Raw genomic sequence first — 14,065 nt, 5'->3', positions numbered from 1 at the left:
ACGGATGCCCCGCGACGTAGCATTGCGGGCATGTCAGCACCAGTGAGCACCGTCGAGGACGCGATCCAGGCCGCCCTGGCCACCGTCAACGACCCGGAGATCCGCCGGCCCATCACCGAGCTGGGCATGGTCCGCTCCGCCACGATCGGTGCCAGCGGCGTGGTCCGCGTCGAGCTGCTGCTCACAGTCGCCGGCTGCCCGCTGAAGGACAAGCTGCGTACGGACATCACCGCCGCCGTCGCCGCGGTGCCCGGCGTCACCGGCGTGGAGATCGACTTTGGGGTGATGACCCCCGAGCAGCGGCAGTCGTTGCAGTCGCAGCTGCGCGGCGGTGGCGCCACCGAGGAGCCGGTCATCCCGTTCGCCCAGCCCGGCTCGCGCACCCGCGTGTACGCGGTGGCCAGCGGCAAGGGCGGCGTCGGCAAGTCCAGCGTCACCGTCAACCTGGCGGCGGCGCTCGCCGCCCGTGGGCTCTCCGTCGGGGTCGTCGACGCCGACATCTACGGCCACTCGGTGCCCCGGATGCTCGGCACTGAGGCGCGGCCCACCCGCGTCGAAGACATGATCATGCCGCCGCAGTCGCACGGCGTGAAGGTGATCTCCATTGGCATGTTCACGTCGGGCAACGCCGCCGTCGTGTGGCGCGGCCCGATGCTGCACCGGGCACTGCAGCAGTTCCTGGCCGACGTCTACTGGGGCGACCTGGACGTGCTCCTGCTCGACCTGCCGCCGGGCACTGGTGACGTGGCCATCTCGCTGGCCCAGTTGCTGCCCAACTCGGAGATCCTGATCGTCACCACCCCGCAGACGGCCGCCGCGGAGGTGGCGGAGCGGGCCGGGGCGATCGCCCTGCAGACCCACCAGCGGGTGGTCGGCGTCATCGAGAACATGTCCTGGCTGGAGCTGCCGGACGGCTCCCGGATGGAGATCTTCGGCGCCGGCGGTGGTGAGGCGGTTGCCGAGTCGCTGAGCCGGACCATCGGCGCCCAGGTGCCGCTGCTCGGTCAGATCCCACTGGACACCCGGGTCCGCGAGGCCGGCGATGCCGGCAACCCGATCGTGCTGGCCGAGCCGGAGTCCCCGGCCGCGCAGGCGCTCGGCACGATCGCCGACCGGCTCGCCCTGCGCCGCGAGTCACTGCTCGGCAAGCCACTCGGCCTCAAGCCCGCTGGCCGCTGACCACCCGGAACACCGTCAGCCCGTCGGCCACTGCTGGCCGGCGGGCTGAGTCGCGTCGGTGGATGGCACGGCCAGGCCGCCGCGAGTGACCGGCATGATCAACTCGGGTTTCAGGGAGTCGGCCCTTTGACCGGCGTGGAATGCCGCGACTTCCGGAAACCCGAGCTGATCAAAGGCGACGCCGGGCCCAGGCGGGCACGATCCAGCCGAGCGGTGGGTCGGCCGCCTTCCCAGGGGCAGGGGTACGGGTCGGTCAGGTGGCGTCGTCGTAGCTGACGCGGGGGGCCGGAGCCGGGGGGCTGCTGGTGGCCGCGCCGGACCGGGCTTCGCTCGACCGCAGGTCGGCGGCGTTGGCCACGTCCTTCAGGTCGTTGTGCACGCCGCTGACGTCCGCGCGCAGGTTGTCGTAGACGCCCTGCAACGGCTTGCGGATCGCCGCCTCGTCCTCCTCGCTGAGGAGGTGCTTGCGGATGAACGCCTTCGGGTGCAGGTCTTCCAGTTGGATGTCGGTGCCCAGCTCACGGCTCAGGTCGCCGGTGGCGTTGCGGGCCATGTTGCGCAGGTTGCGCACCAACCGCAGGCCGTCGGTGATCACGGCGGGGAGCCGGTCGCCGAAGATCAACAGCGCCAGGAGCAGCAGCGCACCGATTTCCCACCAGTTCAGGTTGTCGAGCATTCCGCGGGCCTCCTCTCGGCGTCAGCAGCAAGACTACGCACGGCGGACGGCTTTCGGGCAGGGGGTGCGCCGCTGTTCGTCTCGCTTCCGCGGTGAATCACTTCGCGTCCGCGGCGAGAGTTACCGAGGTGTTCTGCCGGGCGGAACCCCGCCGATACTCGACTGTCACGACCGAGCCCGGCGCGTACTTGCGGACCAACGCGGTCAGATCCGTCGGCTCGGTCATCGGCCGCCCGTTGATCTTGAGGATCACGTCGCCGACCTTCAGTCCTGCGCCGTCAGCGGGGCCGGACGGCTCCACCTCGGCCAGCCGCAGGCCGCCCCCGACAACCCCGGTCGGGCCGTCCGCCCGGGCGCCGATCACCGTACGCCGGGCCTTGCCGGTGCCGATGATGTCCTGGGTCACCCGCTTGGCCTGGTTGATCGGGATGGCGAAGGCGAGCCCGATATTGCCCGCCTCCTGCCCCTCGGCGACAAGTGACTTGATGGTGGAGTTAACTCCGACCACCCGGCCGGCGCCGTCGACAAGTGGGCCGCCCGAGTTGCCGTGGTTGACCGCGGCGTCGGTCTGGATGGCGGCGTAGTAACGCACCGGGCCGCCCGGCTCGCCGGCCTGCATCGTCCGGTCCAGCGCACTCACGATGCCGGCAGTGACCGTGTTGGCCAGCGACAACGGCGAGCCGATGGCGAGCACGGGGTCACCGACCGCCAGCGCGTCGGAGTCGCCGAACTCCACGGGTCGCAACCCCTGACGGCTCACCTTGATCACCGCGATGTCCGACTCCGCGTCCTGACCGACGATGGTCGCCGGTGCGGTGCTGCCGTCGTTGAAGACCACCGAGGCCTTACCGGTGCCGCCGGCCACCACATGATCATTGGTGATCACATGACCGTCGGCGCTGGCGATGAACCCGGAACCCTCACTGGTCCCGCCGAGGCTGCTCACCCGTACGGTGACCACGCTGGGCAGGACCCGTTCGGCGACCCCGGCCAGCGACTCCGGCTTGCGCTGCGCCAGCGCCGGCACCTCAGCGGGCGCAGCACCGAGGACCGCCGCACCAGCGCCGCCGCGCACCGCGAACGCGTAGCCCAACGCACCGCCGAGGGTGCCGGCCAGCAGCGCGGTGATCACGGGAATGAGCAACAGGTGGCGCAGTGTCGGCCGGCCCGGCGCGTCGGGGTCGCTGACCGGCTCGGGCTCGGTGCCGGGAGCCACCACCCCGGGCACCACCACAGCCGCCGGGGCCGCCGGGTCGCGCCAGGGGTCGGCGAGCGCGTCCGACCACCAGGCCGACGCCTCGGCCGAGTTGGGCCCGCCCGCAGCCGAGTTGGGCCAGCCCGGTGTCGGGCCACCGGAAGACGCCGGCCAGGCCGCTGTGGGCGCGCCGGAAGACGCCGGCCACCCCGGTGTGGGCGCGCCGCCTGGCGAGGCGAGGGGCGTGCCATCAGCCCCCGGCATGCTCGGCGGCCCCACCGACGGGGCTCCTGCCCCGGGCGGTCGCGCCGGAGCCGGAGTCTCACCGCCCCGGCGCCAGTCCCAGCCGTCGGTCACGTCGGTGCCTCCCAGTCCGTCCCCGGATCCCGCGCCGCGTCGCCCGGCCACTGGCCGGTCTGGTCGCGGCTGACGGGATACCGCCTCCAGGATTGCACGGATGGACGCGGTGCAGTCAGCGGTTGCCCCGTGATCGCTTCCGGCGGAGGCGCGGCTGCGCCCCACAACGGTCGCCTCTACGCTCACAGTGCCAACCCGCCCCCGCACCACGCACCGCCCCCGGAGGTGCTCCATCGCCACGGCCGCCGGTTCCGGCAGTTCGACGACACAGGCCCAGCACTTCGCCGAGTCGTACGTCACCGAGGATCTCGTTCTGCGTACCGCCCGCAGCCTGGCCCGGGAGGTGGGCCTCGACGCGGTCACCCCCGGCGCGGGGGCGGCGCTGCGACTGCTGGCCGCCGCCGGCAACGCCCGTGCGGTGGTGGAGATCGGCACCGGCACCGGGGTCAGCGGCGTCTGGTTGCTGCGCGGCATGCGCGTCGACGGCGTGCTCACCACCATCGACGTGGAGGTGGAGCACCAGCGGATCGCCAGGCGAATCTTCGCCGAGGCGGGTTTCGCGGCCGGGCGTACCCGGATCATCACCGGTCGGGCGCTCGACGTGCTGCCCCGGCTCGCCGACGGTGCCTACGACCTGGTCTTCGTGGACGCGGAGGCGACCGGCTTCCACGCCTGCGTGGAGGCGGCGCTGCGGCTGTTGCGCCCGGGGGGCGTGCTGGCGCTCAACGGTGTGCTGGCCAGCGACCGGATCGGCGACCCGTCCGCCCGGGACGCGGAGACGGTGACGGTTCGCGAAACGATCAAGGCGGTCCGGGAGTCGGAGCACTGGATCCCCGCGCTGCTTCCGGTCGGGCATGGGCTACTCGCCGCTGTGAAGTGCTGATTCGCGCGCAGGACGGGTCAGAGCCTCGGTCGCGCCGAGGCTCTGACCCACGCCCTAGTTGACGTCGGCGAGCCAGCGCAGCAACGAGCGGACGCCCCAGCCGGTGGCGCCACGGCTGACCTCGGCCTGGTCGCCGTCGGCCCAGGACGGGGCGGACATGTCCAGGTGCAGCCAGCGGTCGCGTAGTTCGCCGGTGAACTCGCGCAGGTAGAGCGCGGCCAGCACCGAGCCCGCACCCTGGGTGGGTGCGCTGTAGAGGTCGGCGATCTCGCTGCCGAGGTACTCCACATAGTCGGTGTGCAGCGGCATCCGCCACGCCGACTCGCCGGCCGCCTCGGCGGCAGCCAGCACGCCGTCGGCCAGTTCGTCGTTCTCGCTGTACAGGGCGGCGGTGCGCTTGCCCAGCGCCACCGAGTTCGCGCCGGTGAGCGTGGCCAGGTCGAGCAACAGGTCCGGCTTGAGCTGCTGCACCGCGTACGCCAGCGCGTCGGCGAGGACCAGCCGACCCTCGGCGTCGGAGTTCGTCGTCTCGCTGGTCGTACCGCCGTAGTGCCGGATCACGTCGCCGGGGCGGAACGCCGAGCCGCTGACCATGTTCTCGGCCAGCGGGGTCAACGTGGTGATCCGGACCGGCAGCCGCAGCGCGGCGGCGCCCAGTGTGGCGGCGACGACAGCGGCCGCGCCGGCCATGTCCTTGCGCATCAGCTTCATCGACGCCACCGGCTTGATCGAGATGCCGCCGGTGTCGAAGGTGATGCCCTTGCCGATCAGCACCACGTGGGTGCGCGCGTTGGCGGGGTGCCAGTCCAGTTCGACCAGCCGTGGTCCGCTGGCGGAGCCACCGCCCACGGCGAGGATCCCGCCGAAGCCCTCGGTGGTCAGCTCGGCCGGGCCACGGACCCGCAGTCGCAGGTCCGGAAGGTCGGCTGCGGCGGAGGCCACCTGGTCGGCGAACCACTGCGGGGTCTTCACCGACGAGGGAGTGTTTGTCAGGTCCCGGGCGAGATGGGTCATCGCGGCGGTGGTTCGGGCCGTGGCGACGGTGTCCTCGTACCCGGTGGGGTCGTCGAGCAGCAGGTCGACGCCGCTGAGCGCCGGTCGGTCACCGGCCTCGGTGAGTCGGAACCGGTACGGGGCGAGCAGCAGCCCCTCGGTCAGCCCGCGAACCGCGGCCGGGGTGACCTCGGCTGGAAGCGCGATGGTGATATGCGTCTCAGCCGAAGCTGAGCGGGCCAGTGCCGCGCCGGCCGTCCGCCAGGCCGCCTCGTCGCCGTCACCGATGCCGAGCAGCAGCAGTCGGCCGGGGGTACGTCCGGGGCGCAGCTGGGTGTGGATCTCGCCAGCCCGGCCGGTCAGCCGGGCCGCTGACGCCAGCGCGGCCGCCTCGTCGGCAGTGCCGTCCGGGCCCGCCACGGCGGTCGGCACCGGCTCGGCAGAGGTGTCACCCTCCGCCGTCGAATCGGCGGAGCGGACGGGCAGGACGAGGACGTCGAGCCGGTCGGGCTCGGCGATCAGACGAATGGCGAGCACGCGGAACCGTACCTCCAGGAAAGTGTCGCGGGCCGACGGCGAACCCACCTGCCCGCAGCGTTGAAGACCCTGAGCCACCGGTGATTCCGGTGGCTCAGGGCCTGAAGAACGTTCCGGGCGGCGTGAGCCGCCCGGAGCACTCCTTACTCAGCCGGCCGCTGCCTTCAGTGCGTCACCGAGCGCGTTGGCCTCGTCGGGAGTCATCTCGACGACGAGCCGGCCACCGCCCTCCAGCGGGACCCGCATGACGATGCCCCGCCCCTCCTTGGTGACTTCCAGCGGACCGTCGCCCGTCCGCGGCTTCATCGCCGCCATGTTGTCTCCCCTCAGACCTACACCAGGGTCGGTGGGTTGCCCCACAGCCACTTCGTCACGACCACCCGCAACGGTCGCGGGGGTGTCGACTGACGATTTTCCCTGATGAACACCGCCGGACCCAAACCGGAGCAGCATTGATGTAACAGCATCTAGCTTATCTTGAGAAGGCCTGTCACAATGTGCGGTCATGCAGGCACGGTCGGCACTCTTCGACCTGTACGGCGACCACCTCCGTCCGAGGGGTGGCCGGGCACCGGTTGCTGCCCTGGTCAAGCTACTGGCGCCGCTGGGAATCGCACCGCCAGCAGTTCGCACCGCCGTCTCCCGGATGGTGCGTCAAGGCTGGCTCGAGCCCCTCCGGTTGGTCTCCGGACCGGGATATTCGATCACACCGAAAGCTGCCCGCCGACTCGACGAGGCAGCTGCCCGGATCTACCGGACCGGCCGGGTCACCTGGGACGGCCGATTCGATCTGCTGGTGTTGGAGGCCCCGGGCTCCCGACGGGACCGCCAGCGGCTCGCCGCCAACCTGAGCTTCCTCGGCTACGGGACGCTCGACGAGCAGACCTGGGTCGCCACCCGCCCCGCCGAGGACGTCGACCTGCTCCTCGCCGAGACCGGCATCCGCTTCGAGCGGTTCACCGCCTCGCACTTCTCCGGCACCCCCGGCGCGATGGGCGTGGTCCGGCGCGCCTGGAACCTGGCCGAGATCGGCCGCGCCTACGAGCGGTTCGTCGCGGACCAGCGCCCGCTGCTCGCCGCTGTCACGGTACGCAGCAGCGACGAGGAGGCGTACGCGACGCGGTTCCGCCTCGTGCACGCCTGGCGTACGTTCCTCTTCCAGGATCCGCAACTGCCCCCGGCGCTGCTGCCCGAGCGGTGGCCCGGCACCGCCGCTGCCAGTTTCTTCGACCGGCACGCAGCCCGCCTGCGCCCGGCCGCCGACCGGTACGTCGAACAGTGCCTCGACGCCGGCAACCGCATCGTCCGACAGAAGGGTCGTTAGACACGTGACCGAGCCGCTGCTGGTCGACCGGACCGATGCCGTCGTCACCCTCACGCTGAACCGGCCGAACGCGATGAACGCGCTCGACGTGGCGCTCAAGGAGGCGCTGCGGGACGCCCTCGCGGAGTTGGAGACCGACAGGTCCTGCCGCGCTGTCGTCCTGGCCGGGGCCGGCGGATCGTTCAGCGCCGGGCAGGACCTGCGCGAGCACGTGGCCACCCTGGAAAACTCCGCCAACGACCCGCTGGGCACCGTGCGGGCGCACTACAACCCGATCGCCGCCCGACTCGCCAACCTGCCCAAGCCGGTGATCGCCGCGGTCCGTGGGATGGCCGCCGGGGCCGGCGCGTCGCTGGCGTTCCTGGCCGACATCCGCATCGGCGGCCCGTCCACAAGCTTCCTGATGGCCTTCGCCAAGGTCGGTCTCGCCGCCGACACCGGCGCCTCCTGGACGTTGCCCCGACTGGTCGGGCACGCCAAGGCGGTGGAGCTGCTGATGCTGGCCGAGCCGGTCCGCGCCGAGGAGGCCTGCCGGGTGGGCCTGCTCAACAGGTTGACGGACGACGACGAGCAGGTGCTGCCCGTCGCCCAGGAGTTGGCCGCCCGCCTCGCCGCCGGCCCGACCGTCGCCTACGGGGCGATCAAGCGACAGCTCTCCATCGCCGACGCCGGCACCCTCGCCGACGCCCTCGCCGCCGAGGCGCAGGCCCAGTCGATCTGCGGTGCCACCGCCGACCACCGATCGGCCACCCTCGCCTTCGTCGGCAAGCAGAAACCGGTCTTCGAGGGACGCTGAACGCGATCCGGACGCCTCCCTTACCGTCCTCGAACACGGGCCGCCTAGCGTCGGCGGGCATGAGCGATCGTGAAGCGGTGGCGCACCTGCTGCGCCGGGCCACCTTCGGGCCGACCGCCGACGAAGTGGACGCGGCCGAACGGGCCGGGCCGGCGGCAACAGTGGACCGGCTGCTCACCCAGCCGGCGACGGACCGGGGCGCGGCTGCCACACCGACCCCGACGCTGCCCCCCGACCCGTACGCCGAGCTGACCAAGGACTCCACCCGCGAGCAGCGGCAGCAGGCCAACGCGGAGCGCCGCAAGCAACTCCAGCAGGTCACCGAGTGGTGGCTGAACCGGATGGTGGCCGCCGAGGACGGGCTGACCGAGAAGTTGCTGTTCTTCTGGCACGGGCACTGGGCAACCAGCGCGCAGAAGGTCAAGTCGGCGCGGCTGATGGTGGGCCAGTTGGAGACGCTGCGCCGGCACGGCCGTGGACCGCTGGGCCCGCTGGTCGCCGCGATGGTGCGCGACCCCGCCCTGATCGTCTGGCTGGACGGGCAGAAGAACACCCGCAGGGCACCGAACGAGAACCTGGCCCGCGAGCTGATGGAGCTGTTCACCCTCGGCATCGGCGCCTACAGCGAGGCCGACGTGAAGGCCGGCGCGCGGGCGTTGACCGGCTGGGTGGTCGACCGCCGTACCGGGGTGGCCCGCTTCGAGCCCAAGCGGCACGACCCCGGCGAGAAGAACATCCTCGGGCAGAGCGGCCGGTTCGACGCCGAGGCGTACGCCGGTCTGCTGACGGCCCAACCGGCGGCGGCGACCTTCGTGGCCGGTCGGCTCTGGTTCCGCTACGCCGGCCCCGAGACCCCGGCGCCGGAGGGTCTGGCCGGCGCGGACACCATCGCGACAGTGCGCGCGATCCTCTCCGCGCCGGCCTTCGCGCAGACCCGGGGCACGCTGGTGAAACAGCCGGTCGAGTGGTTGGTCGGTGCGCTGCGGCAGCTCGGCATCCGACCGTCAGCGCTGCCCGAGCAGCAACGTAAACAACTGCTGGCCGGTCTGAACGCGCTCGACCAGGTGCCGTTGCGTCCACCGAGCGTGGGCGGATGGCCGGCCGGGTCCGCCTGGCTGACCACCTCGTCGTTACAGGCCCGGCTACGGACGGCAGGGGTGCTCGCCGCCGCCACAGCACCATCGGTGCTGGCCCGACTGACCGCTGCGCCCACCGCCGGCCGACCGGACGCGCTGGCCCGACTGCTGGTGGTCGACGCCTGGAGCGGGCGCACCCGCGCCGCTCTCACCCCGCTGGCCGGTGAGCCCCGCAAGCTGCTGGCCGCCGGCCTGGTCAGCCCCGAATACACAGTCAGCTGAGCGGAGGAGTCGACATGGACACAGTGACCCGACGCAGGTTCCTGCTGACCAGCGGAGTGGTCGGCGCTGGCGCGTTGGCCGCCGGGGCCGGCGCGTACAGCCTGCGGGACCTGCTGGACACCAGCGGCGACCGCGACCCGCAGTCCCGCACGCTGGTGCTGGTGACCCTCTACGGCGGCAATGACGGTCTCAACACCGTCATTCCGTACGCCGACCCGGCCTACCGGGCGGCCCGCCCCGAGCTGGCGTACCCGGACGGGGAGGTACGGCGGTTGGACGACGACTTCGGCCTCAACCCGGCACTGGCCGGCCTGCACCAGCGCTGGTCCGGCGGTGGGCTGGCGATCGTGCGCGGGGTCGGCTACCCGAAGCCGGACCGCAGCCACTTCCGGTCGATGGACATCTGGCACACAGCGCAACCGGACCGACCCGGCAACACCGGCTGGCTCGGGCGGTGGCTGGACCGCGCCGGTGGCGATCCCCGACTGGCGGTCTCCTTCGAGCCGGCGCTGCCGCCCCTGCTGGCCGGGGCCCAGAGCGCCGGTGCGGCAGTGCCGGTGACCGACCGGAAGGCCGCAAAGGGGCTGCCCGCGGCGACACTGACCGCGTTCGCCGCCGCCGAGGCGGGCGAGTCGGCCGCCCGGGGTCGGGCCGCCGCCTGCTTCGCCGACCTGCGGTCGGTGGACGAGATGATCCGCCAGGTACGCGACTCCGCCGACCCGGACACGGCGGACCCGGACGGCGAGCAGGCCCCCGCGACGGCCACCGGTGGGGCCCGCACTCCACTGGACGCGCAGCTCGACCTGGTGGCGCAGTGCGTCGAGGCGGGAGTGTCCACCCGGGTCTTCTCGGTGTCGTTGGGTGGCTTCGACACGCACGCCGACGAGAAGCAGTTGCAGGCAGTGCTGCTGGGTCAGCTGGACCGGGCGTTGACCGGGTTCGCCGACCGGATGAGTCGCACCGAGGCGGGCCGGAAGGTGGTGGTGGCGGTCTACTCCGAGTTCGGCCGTCGGGTACGGGCCAACGCCTCGGACGGCACCGACCACGGCACCGCCTCGGACGTGCTGCTGCTCGGCGCGGGCGTCCGGGGCGGCTGGCACGGCGCACCACCGAGCCTCACCGACCTCGACGACGGCGACCTGAAATACACCACCGACTTCCGTGACGTCTACGCCACGCTGCTGGAGCGTGTGCTGGACACCGACCCGGGTCCGGTCCTCGCCGACTGGCGGGGACGAGTGGAGAAGCTGTTCTAGGGCGTGTGTCGATGCCCCTGGCCGGCCTGCGGCGGGCCCAGACGACGGCCGGCCGCGTTGGAGGTTGGCCCGGATACAACACCGGTATCCGGGCCAACCTCCGCCTTGCCGAACCGCCGCCTGGACTCCGCCTCGGCTCGACCGAGGACTTCGACACACGCCCTAGTCGTCCTCTTCCGGGTCCTGGTTGGCCTGCTCGCCCAGCACGAACGCCTGCATGGCCAGCTCGTCGCCGGCCGGCGAGACAAAGGCGGGCAGCTCACGGGGGCCCAGCTCCTGCACGTAGGACCAGAACAGCCGAACCGCCTCGGCCGGCGTGCCGGCCTCGATCGGCAGGTCGAGGCTGACCAGCCAGGTGCGCCGCGCCGGGGGCGGGCCGAGCTGGTCGGCCAGCGCCCGGAAGGCCGCCGGCTCCACAGCGGTGACCTGATCGTCGAGCGTCAGCAGGTCGGCCGGCACCGGTTCGTCGAAGGCCCGCCGGGTGTACGCGACGACGAGCGTGCCCGGCTCGACCGGTGACTGCGGGTCGTCCGGGTCTTCGCGGTGGCGTCGACCCCGCGCGGTGACCCGGCCGAGGGCCACCAGCCGTGGCGGCGCGTCGACCAGCACTGCCACCTGGTCGCCCGGCTCTGGCCGGGCGACGTCGGTCAGCCCGGTCAGCTCCAGCGTGTCGTGGTGCACGAGCCGCTCGGCCTCGTACCGTTCGGCGGGCAGCAGTACCGCCCAGGTGCCCACCCCGTCGGCGTTGCCGGCCGCACCGGCCCGGTGCGCGGTCTCGGTCGTCATGCCTGCCATCTCATCACGCCGCCGGTGCAAGGGCGACGTGACAGCCGACGATGTGATCGTCGACCATCCCGGTGGCCTGCATCAGCGCGTACGCGGTGGTCGGGCCGACGAACCGGAAGCCGCGCTTCTTGAGTGCCTTGGCCATCGCCGTCGACTCCGCGGTGATCGGTGCCAGCTCGGCGAACGAGGCGGGGCGAGTTGGTCGGGGCTCCGGCGCGAAGGACCAGAGCAGCGCCGACAGGCCCTCCGGGAGTTCCAGTGCGGCACGGGCGTTGGCGATCGCCGCCTCGATCTTGGCCCGGTTACGGACGATGCCGGCGTCGGCGAGCAGCCGGGTCACGTCGGCGTCGTCGTAGCGGGCGACGGTCGGGATGTGGAAGTCGTCGAACGCCAGCCGGAACGCCGGACGCTTGCGCAGGATGGTCAGCCAGGACAACCCGGACTGGAACGCCTCCAGCGTCATCCGCTCGTAGAGCGCGTCGTCGCCGCGCAGCGGCCGCCCCCACTCGGTGTCGTGGTAGATGGCGTAGTCGGGGGTGCTCGACCCCCAGGCGCAACGAGCCAGCCCGTCGGCGCCGATCACCAGGTCAGTCACCCCGTACACGCTAGGGCATCCGTCCGACACCCCATTGCCACCGGCCGCCCGGCTGCCTATGGTGCTTGTTACCGACCGGTAGGTCGAGGTCACCCGACGGTGCGCCCCGACCGGTGACGGCGAGCGGAGGCCGCACGGTGAAGGAGTTCCCGGACGTCATCGCCTGGTCGATCCCGGCCTTCGTGCTGCTCATCGTGCTGGAGCGGGTCTCCTACCTGCTGCACCGCGACGACGACGAGGTCGGCTACGGCGGCGCCGACACCGCTACCAGCATGGCGATGGGCCTGGGCAGCATCTTCGCCGACCTGCTCTGGAAGGTGCCGATCGCCGCCGCGTACGCGCTGCTCTACGCGCTCACCCCGCTGCGGGTCGCCGAGCTCTGGTGGACCTGGCCACTGATCCTGCTCGGGCAGGACTTCTGCTACTACTGGTCGCACCGCGGCCACCACGTGATCCGCATTCTTTGGGCCTCACACGTGGTGCACCACTCGTCGCAGCGGTTCAACCTCTCCACCGCGCTGCGCCAGCCGTGGACCGGCCTGACCAGTTGGGTGTTCTACATCCCGCTGATAGTGGCCGGCGTCCATCCGGCCGTTGTCGCGTTCTGCGGCTCGGTCAACCTGCTCTACCAGTTCTGGATCCACACCGAGCGGATCGACAAGATGCCGCGCTGGTACGAGGCGGTGTTCAACACCCCGTCGCACCACCGGGTGCACCACGCGTCGCAGGGCAGCTACCTGGACCGCAACTTCGGCGGCATCCTGATCGTCTGGGACCGGCTCTTCACGTCGTTCGCGCCGGAAGGGGAACGTTGCGTGTACGGCCTGACCAAGAACGTCGGCAGCTACAACCCGGTCCGGGTGGCCTTCCACGAGTACGCCTCGATCGCCCGGGACCTGCGCGCCGCGGTGACCTGGCGGCACCGGGTCGGGCACCTCTTCCGCGCACCGGGTTGGCAGCCGGCACCGGGCTCACCGGTCAGGGGAGCCGGCCCTGCTCGACCAGGCGGGCGAACCTCTTCAGCGCCTGGGTGAGGCCGAGCTTGGAGCCGGGCCAGAGCACCGGCCACGCCAGTCGACCGGCCGGACCGCCCGGCAGGTGGAACCACTCGTGCCAGACGACCTGGGTGCGGTCCCGGTCCAGTTGGGTGCAGCGCAGCACCCCCGGGCCGCGCAGCAGCTGGCCGTGGTGCACGACGCCGATCTCGTACGGCTCGTCGACCCGGACCACCCGCATCTCGTCGCGCAGTGTCGCCCGGCCGAGCGCGGTCACCGCCTCGATCCGGCTGCCCTCGCGCCCGTCGCCCTCGACCACCCGCACGCGGGTGAACGGAATCCAGTCGGACTGGCGTTCCCAGGCGAGCAGCGCGGCGAACACCCGCTCCGCCGGGGCCTCGACGATCACCGTGGCGGTCACCTCACCCGCGCCGGGTCGGGCCGCCTCGCGAAGATCGTCAGCGCCCTCCGGCTCGGTCACGCCGACTCCGACCGAACCACCGCGTCGCGCTGCTCGGTGCCGGGCGTCTGCTCACGATCGGCCGACTCGTCGTCTGCGGGCGCGGCGGCGGGCGCCACCCCGTCGGAATCCGCCGGGGACGAACTGGCGGCGGGTAACGGGCCGGGAGTCGTCGAGCCGACCGGGGCTGAGCCTGCCTCGCCGGTCAACGGCGCTGCCTCGCCCGGCACCGCTGCCTCGCCCGACTCCGGTGCCTCGCCCGGCTCGGCCGCGTTCGCGGTGGTCACCTTGCTGGCGGACTGCTCGCGGGCCTGCCGCAGCACGTCCGCGTCGTCGGTGCGCCCCTCACGCAAGGCGATGACCTCCGACTCCAGTACGCCGATCAGCTCGGACTTGTAACCGATGTCGTAGGCGGCACGGCGCAACGCCTGATCGACCTGATCCATCCGGTACCCGCGCAAGCCGGTGTCGAAACGGACCGCCCCCACGTCGGATTCGCGCAGGGGGCGGGTGCCCGGCAACGCCACGGCCTGCGAATCCGGCTCGGCCGGCGCCAGGCCGGGATCACGCCCACTGACCAGCACCGTCACGCCGAATATCACCGCCGCGACGGTCAACGCCACGACCAGGAGGAGCAGAAGCTGACCCATGTACTGATCGTGGCATGGCAGCCGG

At 72.1% G+C, this 14,065-nt stretch carries 15 protein-coding genes; 7 read left to right on the top strand and 8 right to left on the bottom strand.

Annotated elements, in window-relative coordinates:
- Positions 1-30 precede the first annotated feature (30 nt).
- Positions 31-1,179, top strand: coding sequence for an Mrp/NBP35 family ATP-binding protein (locus AB0K35_RS29825; RefSeq protein WP_145787534.1), 1,149 nt, complete (start codon positions 31-33; stop codon positions 1,177-1,179).
- A 253-nt stretch (positions 1,180-1,432) separates the two neighbouring features.
- Here AB0K35_RS29825 and AB0K35_RS29820 read toward each other — a convergent pair whose 3' ends face one another.
- Together AB0K35_RS29820 and AB0K35_RS29815 are read right to left on the bottom strand one after the other, a co-directional pair.
- On the bottom strand, positions 1,433-1,855 hold the full coding sequence (locus tag AB0K35_RS29820; protein WP_357364590.1) for a preprotein translocase subunit TatB: 423 nt from the start codon (positions 1,853-1,855) through the stop codon (positions 1,433-1,435).
- A 97-nt stretch (positions 1,856-1,952) separates the two neighbouring features.
- Positions 1,953-3,314, bottom strand: coding sequence for a trypsin-like peptidase domain-containing protein (locus AB0K35_RS29815; protein WP_238671213.1), 1,362 nt, complete (start codon positions 3,312-3,314; stop codon positions 1,953-1,955).
- Positions 3,315-3,720: 406 nt separating this feature from the next.
- On the opposite strand from AB0K35_RS29815, the gene AB0K35_RS29810 reads away from it, so the two are divergent.
- Positions 3,721-4,290 carry an O-methyltransferase gene (locus AB0K35_RS29810; protein WP_112581855.1) on the top strand — a complete coding sequence of 190 codons (570 nt, stop codon included), beginning with the start codon at positions 3,721-3,723 and terminating at the stop codon, positions 4,288-4,290.
- A 54-nt stretch (positions 4,291-4,344) separates the two neighbouring features.
- On the opposite strand, the gene AB0K35_RS29805 is transcribed toward AB0K35_RS29810, so the two are convergent.
- Together AB0K35_RS29805 and AB0K35_RS29800 are read right to left on the bottom strand one after the other, a co-directional pair.
- Positions 4,345-5,820 (bottom strand): leucyl aminopeptidase family protein, encoded by a 1,476-nt coding sequence (locus AB0K35_RS29805; protein ID WP_363889638.1) that lies wholly within the window; start codon positions 5,818-5,820, stop codon positions 4,345-4,347.
- A 147-nt stretch (positions 5,821-5,967) separates the two neighbouring features.
- Positions 5,968-6,135, bottom strand: a complete 168-nt coding sequence (locus AB0K35_RS29800) for a DUF3117 domain-containing protein (RefSeq protein ID WP_007455245.1) — start codon at positions 6,133-6,135, stop codon at positions 5,968-5,970.
- 190 nt (positions 6,136-6,325) lie between these two features.
- Between AB0K35_RS29800 and AB0K35_RS29795 the strand changes: the two genes are divergently transcribed.
- From AB0K35_RS29795 to AB0K35_RS29780, 4 genes are read left to right on the top strand one after another with little or no spacing between them, the layout of a single operon-like run.
- Positions 6,326-7,144: a PaaX family transcriptional regulator C-terminal domain-containing protein gene (locus tag AB0K35_RS29795; protein ID WP_091394799.1), complete on the top strand. Its 819-nt coding sequence runs from the start codon at positions 6,326-6,328 to the stop codon at positions 7,142-7,144.
- Between the two features lie 4 nt (positions 7,145-7,148).
- Entirely contained in the window at positions 7,149-7,940 is a 792-nt protein-coding gene (locus tag AB0K35_RS29790; protein ID WP_238671215.1) for an enoyl-CoA hydratase-related protein, read from the top strand.
- Positions 7,941-7,999: 59 nt separating this feature from the next.
- Complete coding sequence (locus AB0K35_RS29785) at positions 8,000-9,298, top strand: DUF1800 domain-containing protein (RefSeq protein ID WP_363889636.1); 1,299 nt, start codon at positions 8,000-8,002, stop codon at positions 9,296-9,298.
- 14 nt (positions 9,299-9,312) lie between these two features.
- Positions 9,313-10,554, top strand: coding sequence for a DUF1501 domain-containing protein (locus tag AB0K35_RS29780; protein WP_363889634.1), 1,242 nt, complete (start codon positions 9,313-9,315; stop codon positions 10,552-10,554).
- A 162-nt stretch (positions 10,555-10,716) separates the two neighbouring features.
- Here the strand turns inward: AB0K35_RS29780 and AB0K35_RS29775 are convergent, their stop codons facing one another.
- Positions 10,717-11,340 (bottom strand): hypothetical protein, encoded by a 624-nt coding sequence (locus tag AB0K35_RS29775; RefSeq protein ID WP_357364581.1) that lies wholly within the window; start codon positions 11,338-11,340, stop codon positions 10,717-10,719.
- A 13-nt stretch (positions 11,341-11,353) separates the two neighbouring features.
- Positions 11,354-11,935 (bottom strand): DNA-3-methyladenine glycosylase I, encoded by a 582-nt coding sequence (locus AB0K35_RS29770; protein ID WP_363889631.1) that lies wholly within the window; start codon positions 11,933-11,935, stop codon positions 11,354-11,356.
- A 137-nt stretch (positions 11,936-12,072) separates the two neighbouring features.
- Between AB0K35_RS29770 and AB0K35_RS29765 the strand changes: the two genes are divergently transcribed.
- Positions 12,073-12,969, top strand: coding sequence for a sterol desaturase family protein (locus tag AB0K35_RS29765; RefSeq protein WP_363889628.1), 897 nt, complete (start codon positions 12,073-12,075; stop codon positions 12,967-12,969).
- On the opposite strand, the gene AB0K35_RS29760 is transcribed toward AB0K35_RS29765, so the two are convergent.
- A complete protein-coding gene (locus AB0K35_RS29760) occupies positions 12,914-13,411 on the bottom strand; it encodes an SRPBCC family protein (protein ID WP_238671220.1) in 498 nt (165 codons plus the stop codon). The two genes, AB0K35_RS29765 and AB0K35_RS29760, sit on opposite strands and share 56 nt — an antisense overlap.
- The gene (locus AB0K35_RS29755; protein WP_363889625.1) at positions 13,408-14,040 is read right to left on the bottom strand and encodes a DivIVA domain-containing protein; all 633 of its coding nucleotides are present in this window, start codon (positions 14,038-14,040) and stop codon (positions 13,408-13,410) included. The genes AB0K35_RS29760 and AB0K35_RS29755 overlap by 4 nt, the downstream gene beginning before the upstream one ends.
- Between the last annotated feature and the right edge of the window lie 25 nt (positions 14,041-14,065).

Origin of the sequence: Micromonospora sp. NPDC053740 (genome assembly GCF_040677775.1) — a bacterium.
GTDB lineage: Bacteria > Actinomycetota > Actinomycetes > Mycobacteriales > Micromonosporaceae > Micromonospora > Micromonospora alfalfae.
Note: the sequence above shows the minus strand (reverse complement) of the source record. Positions and strands in the feature narration are given on the sequence as shown.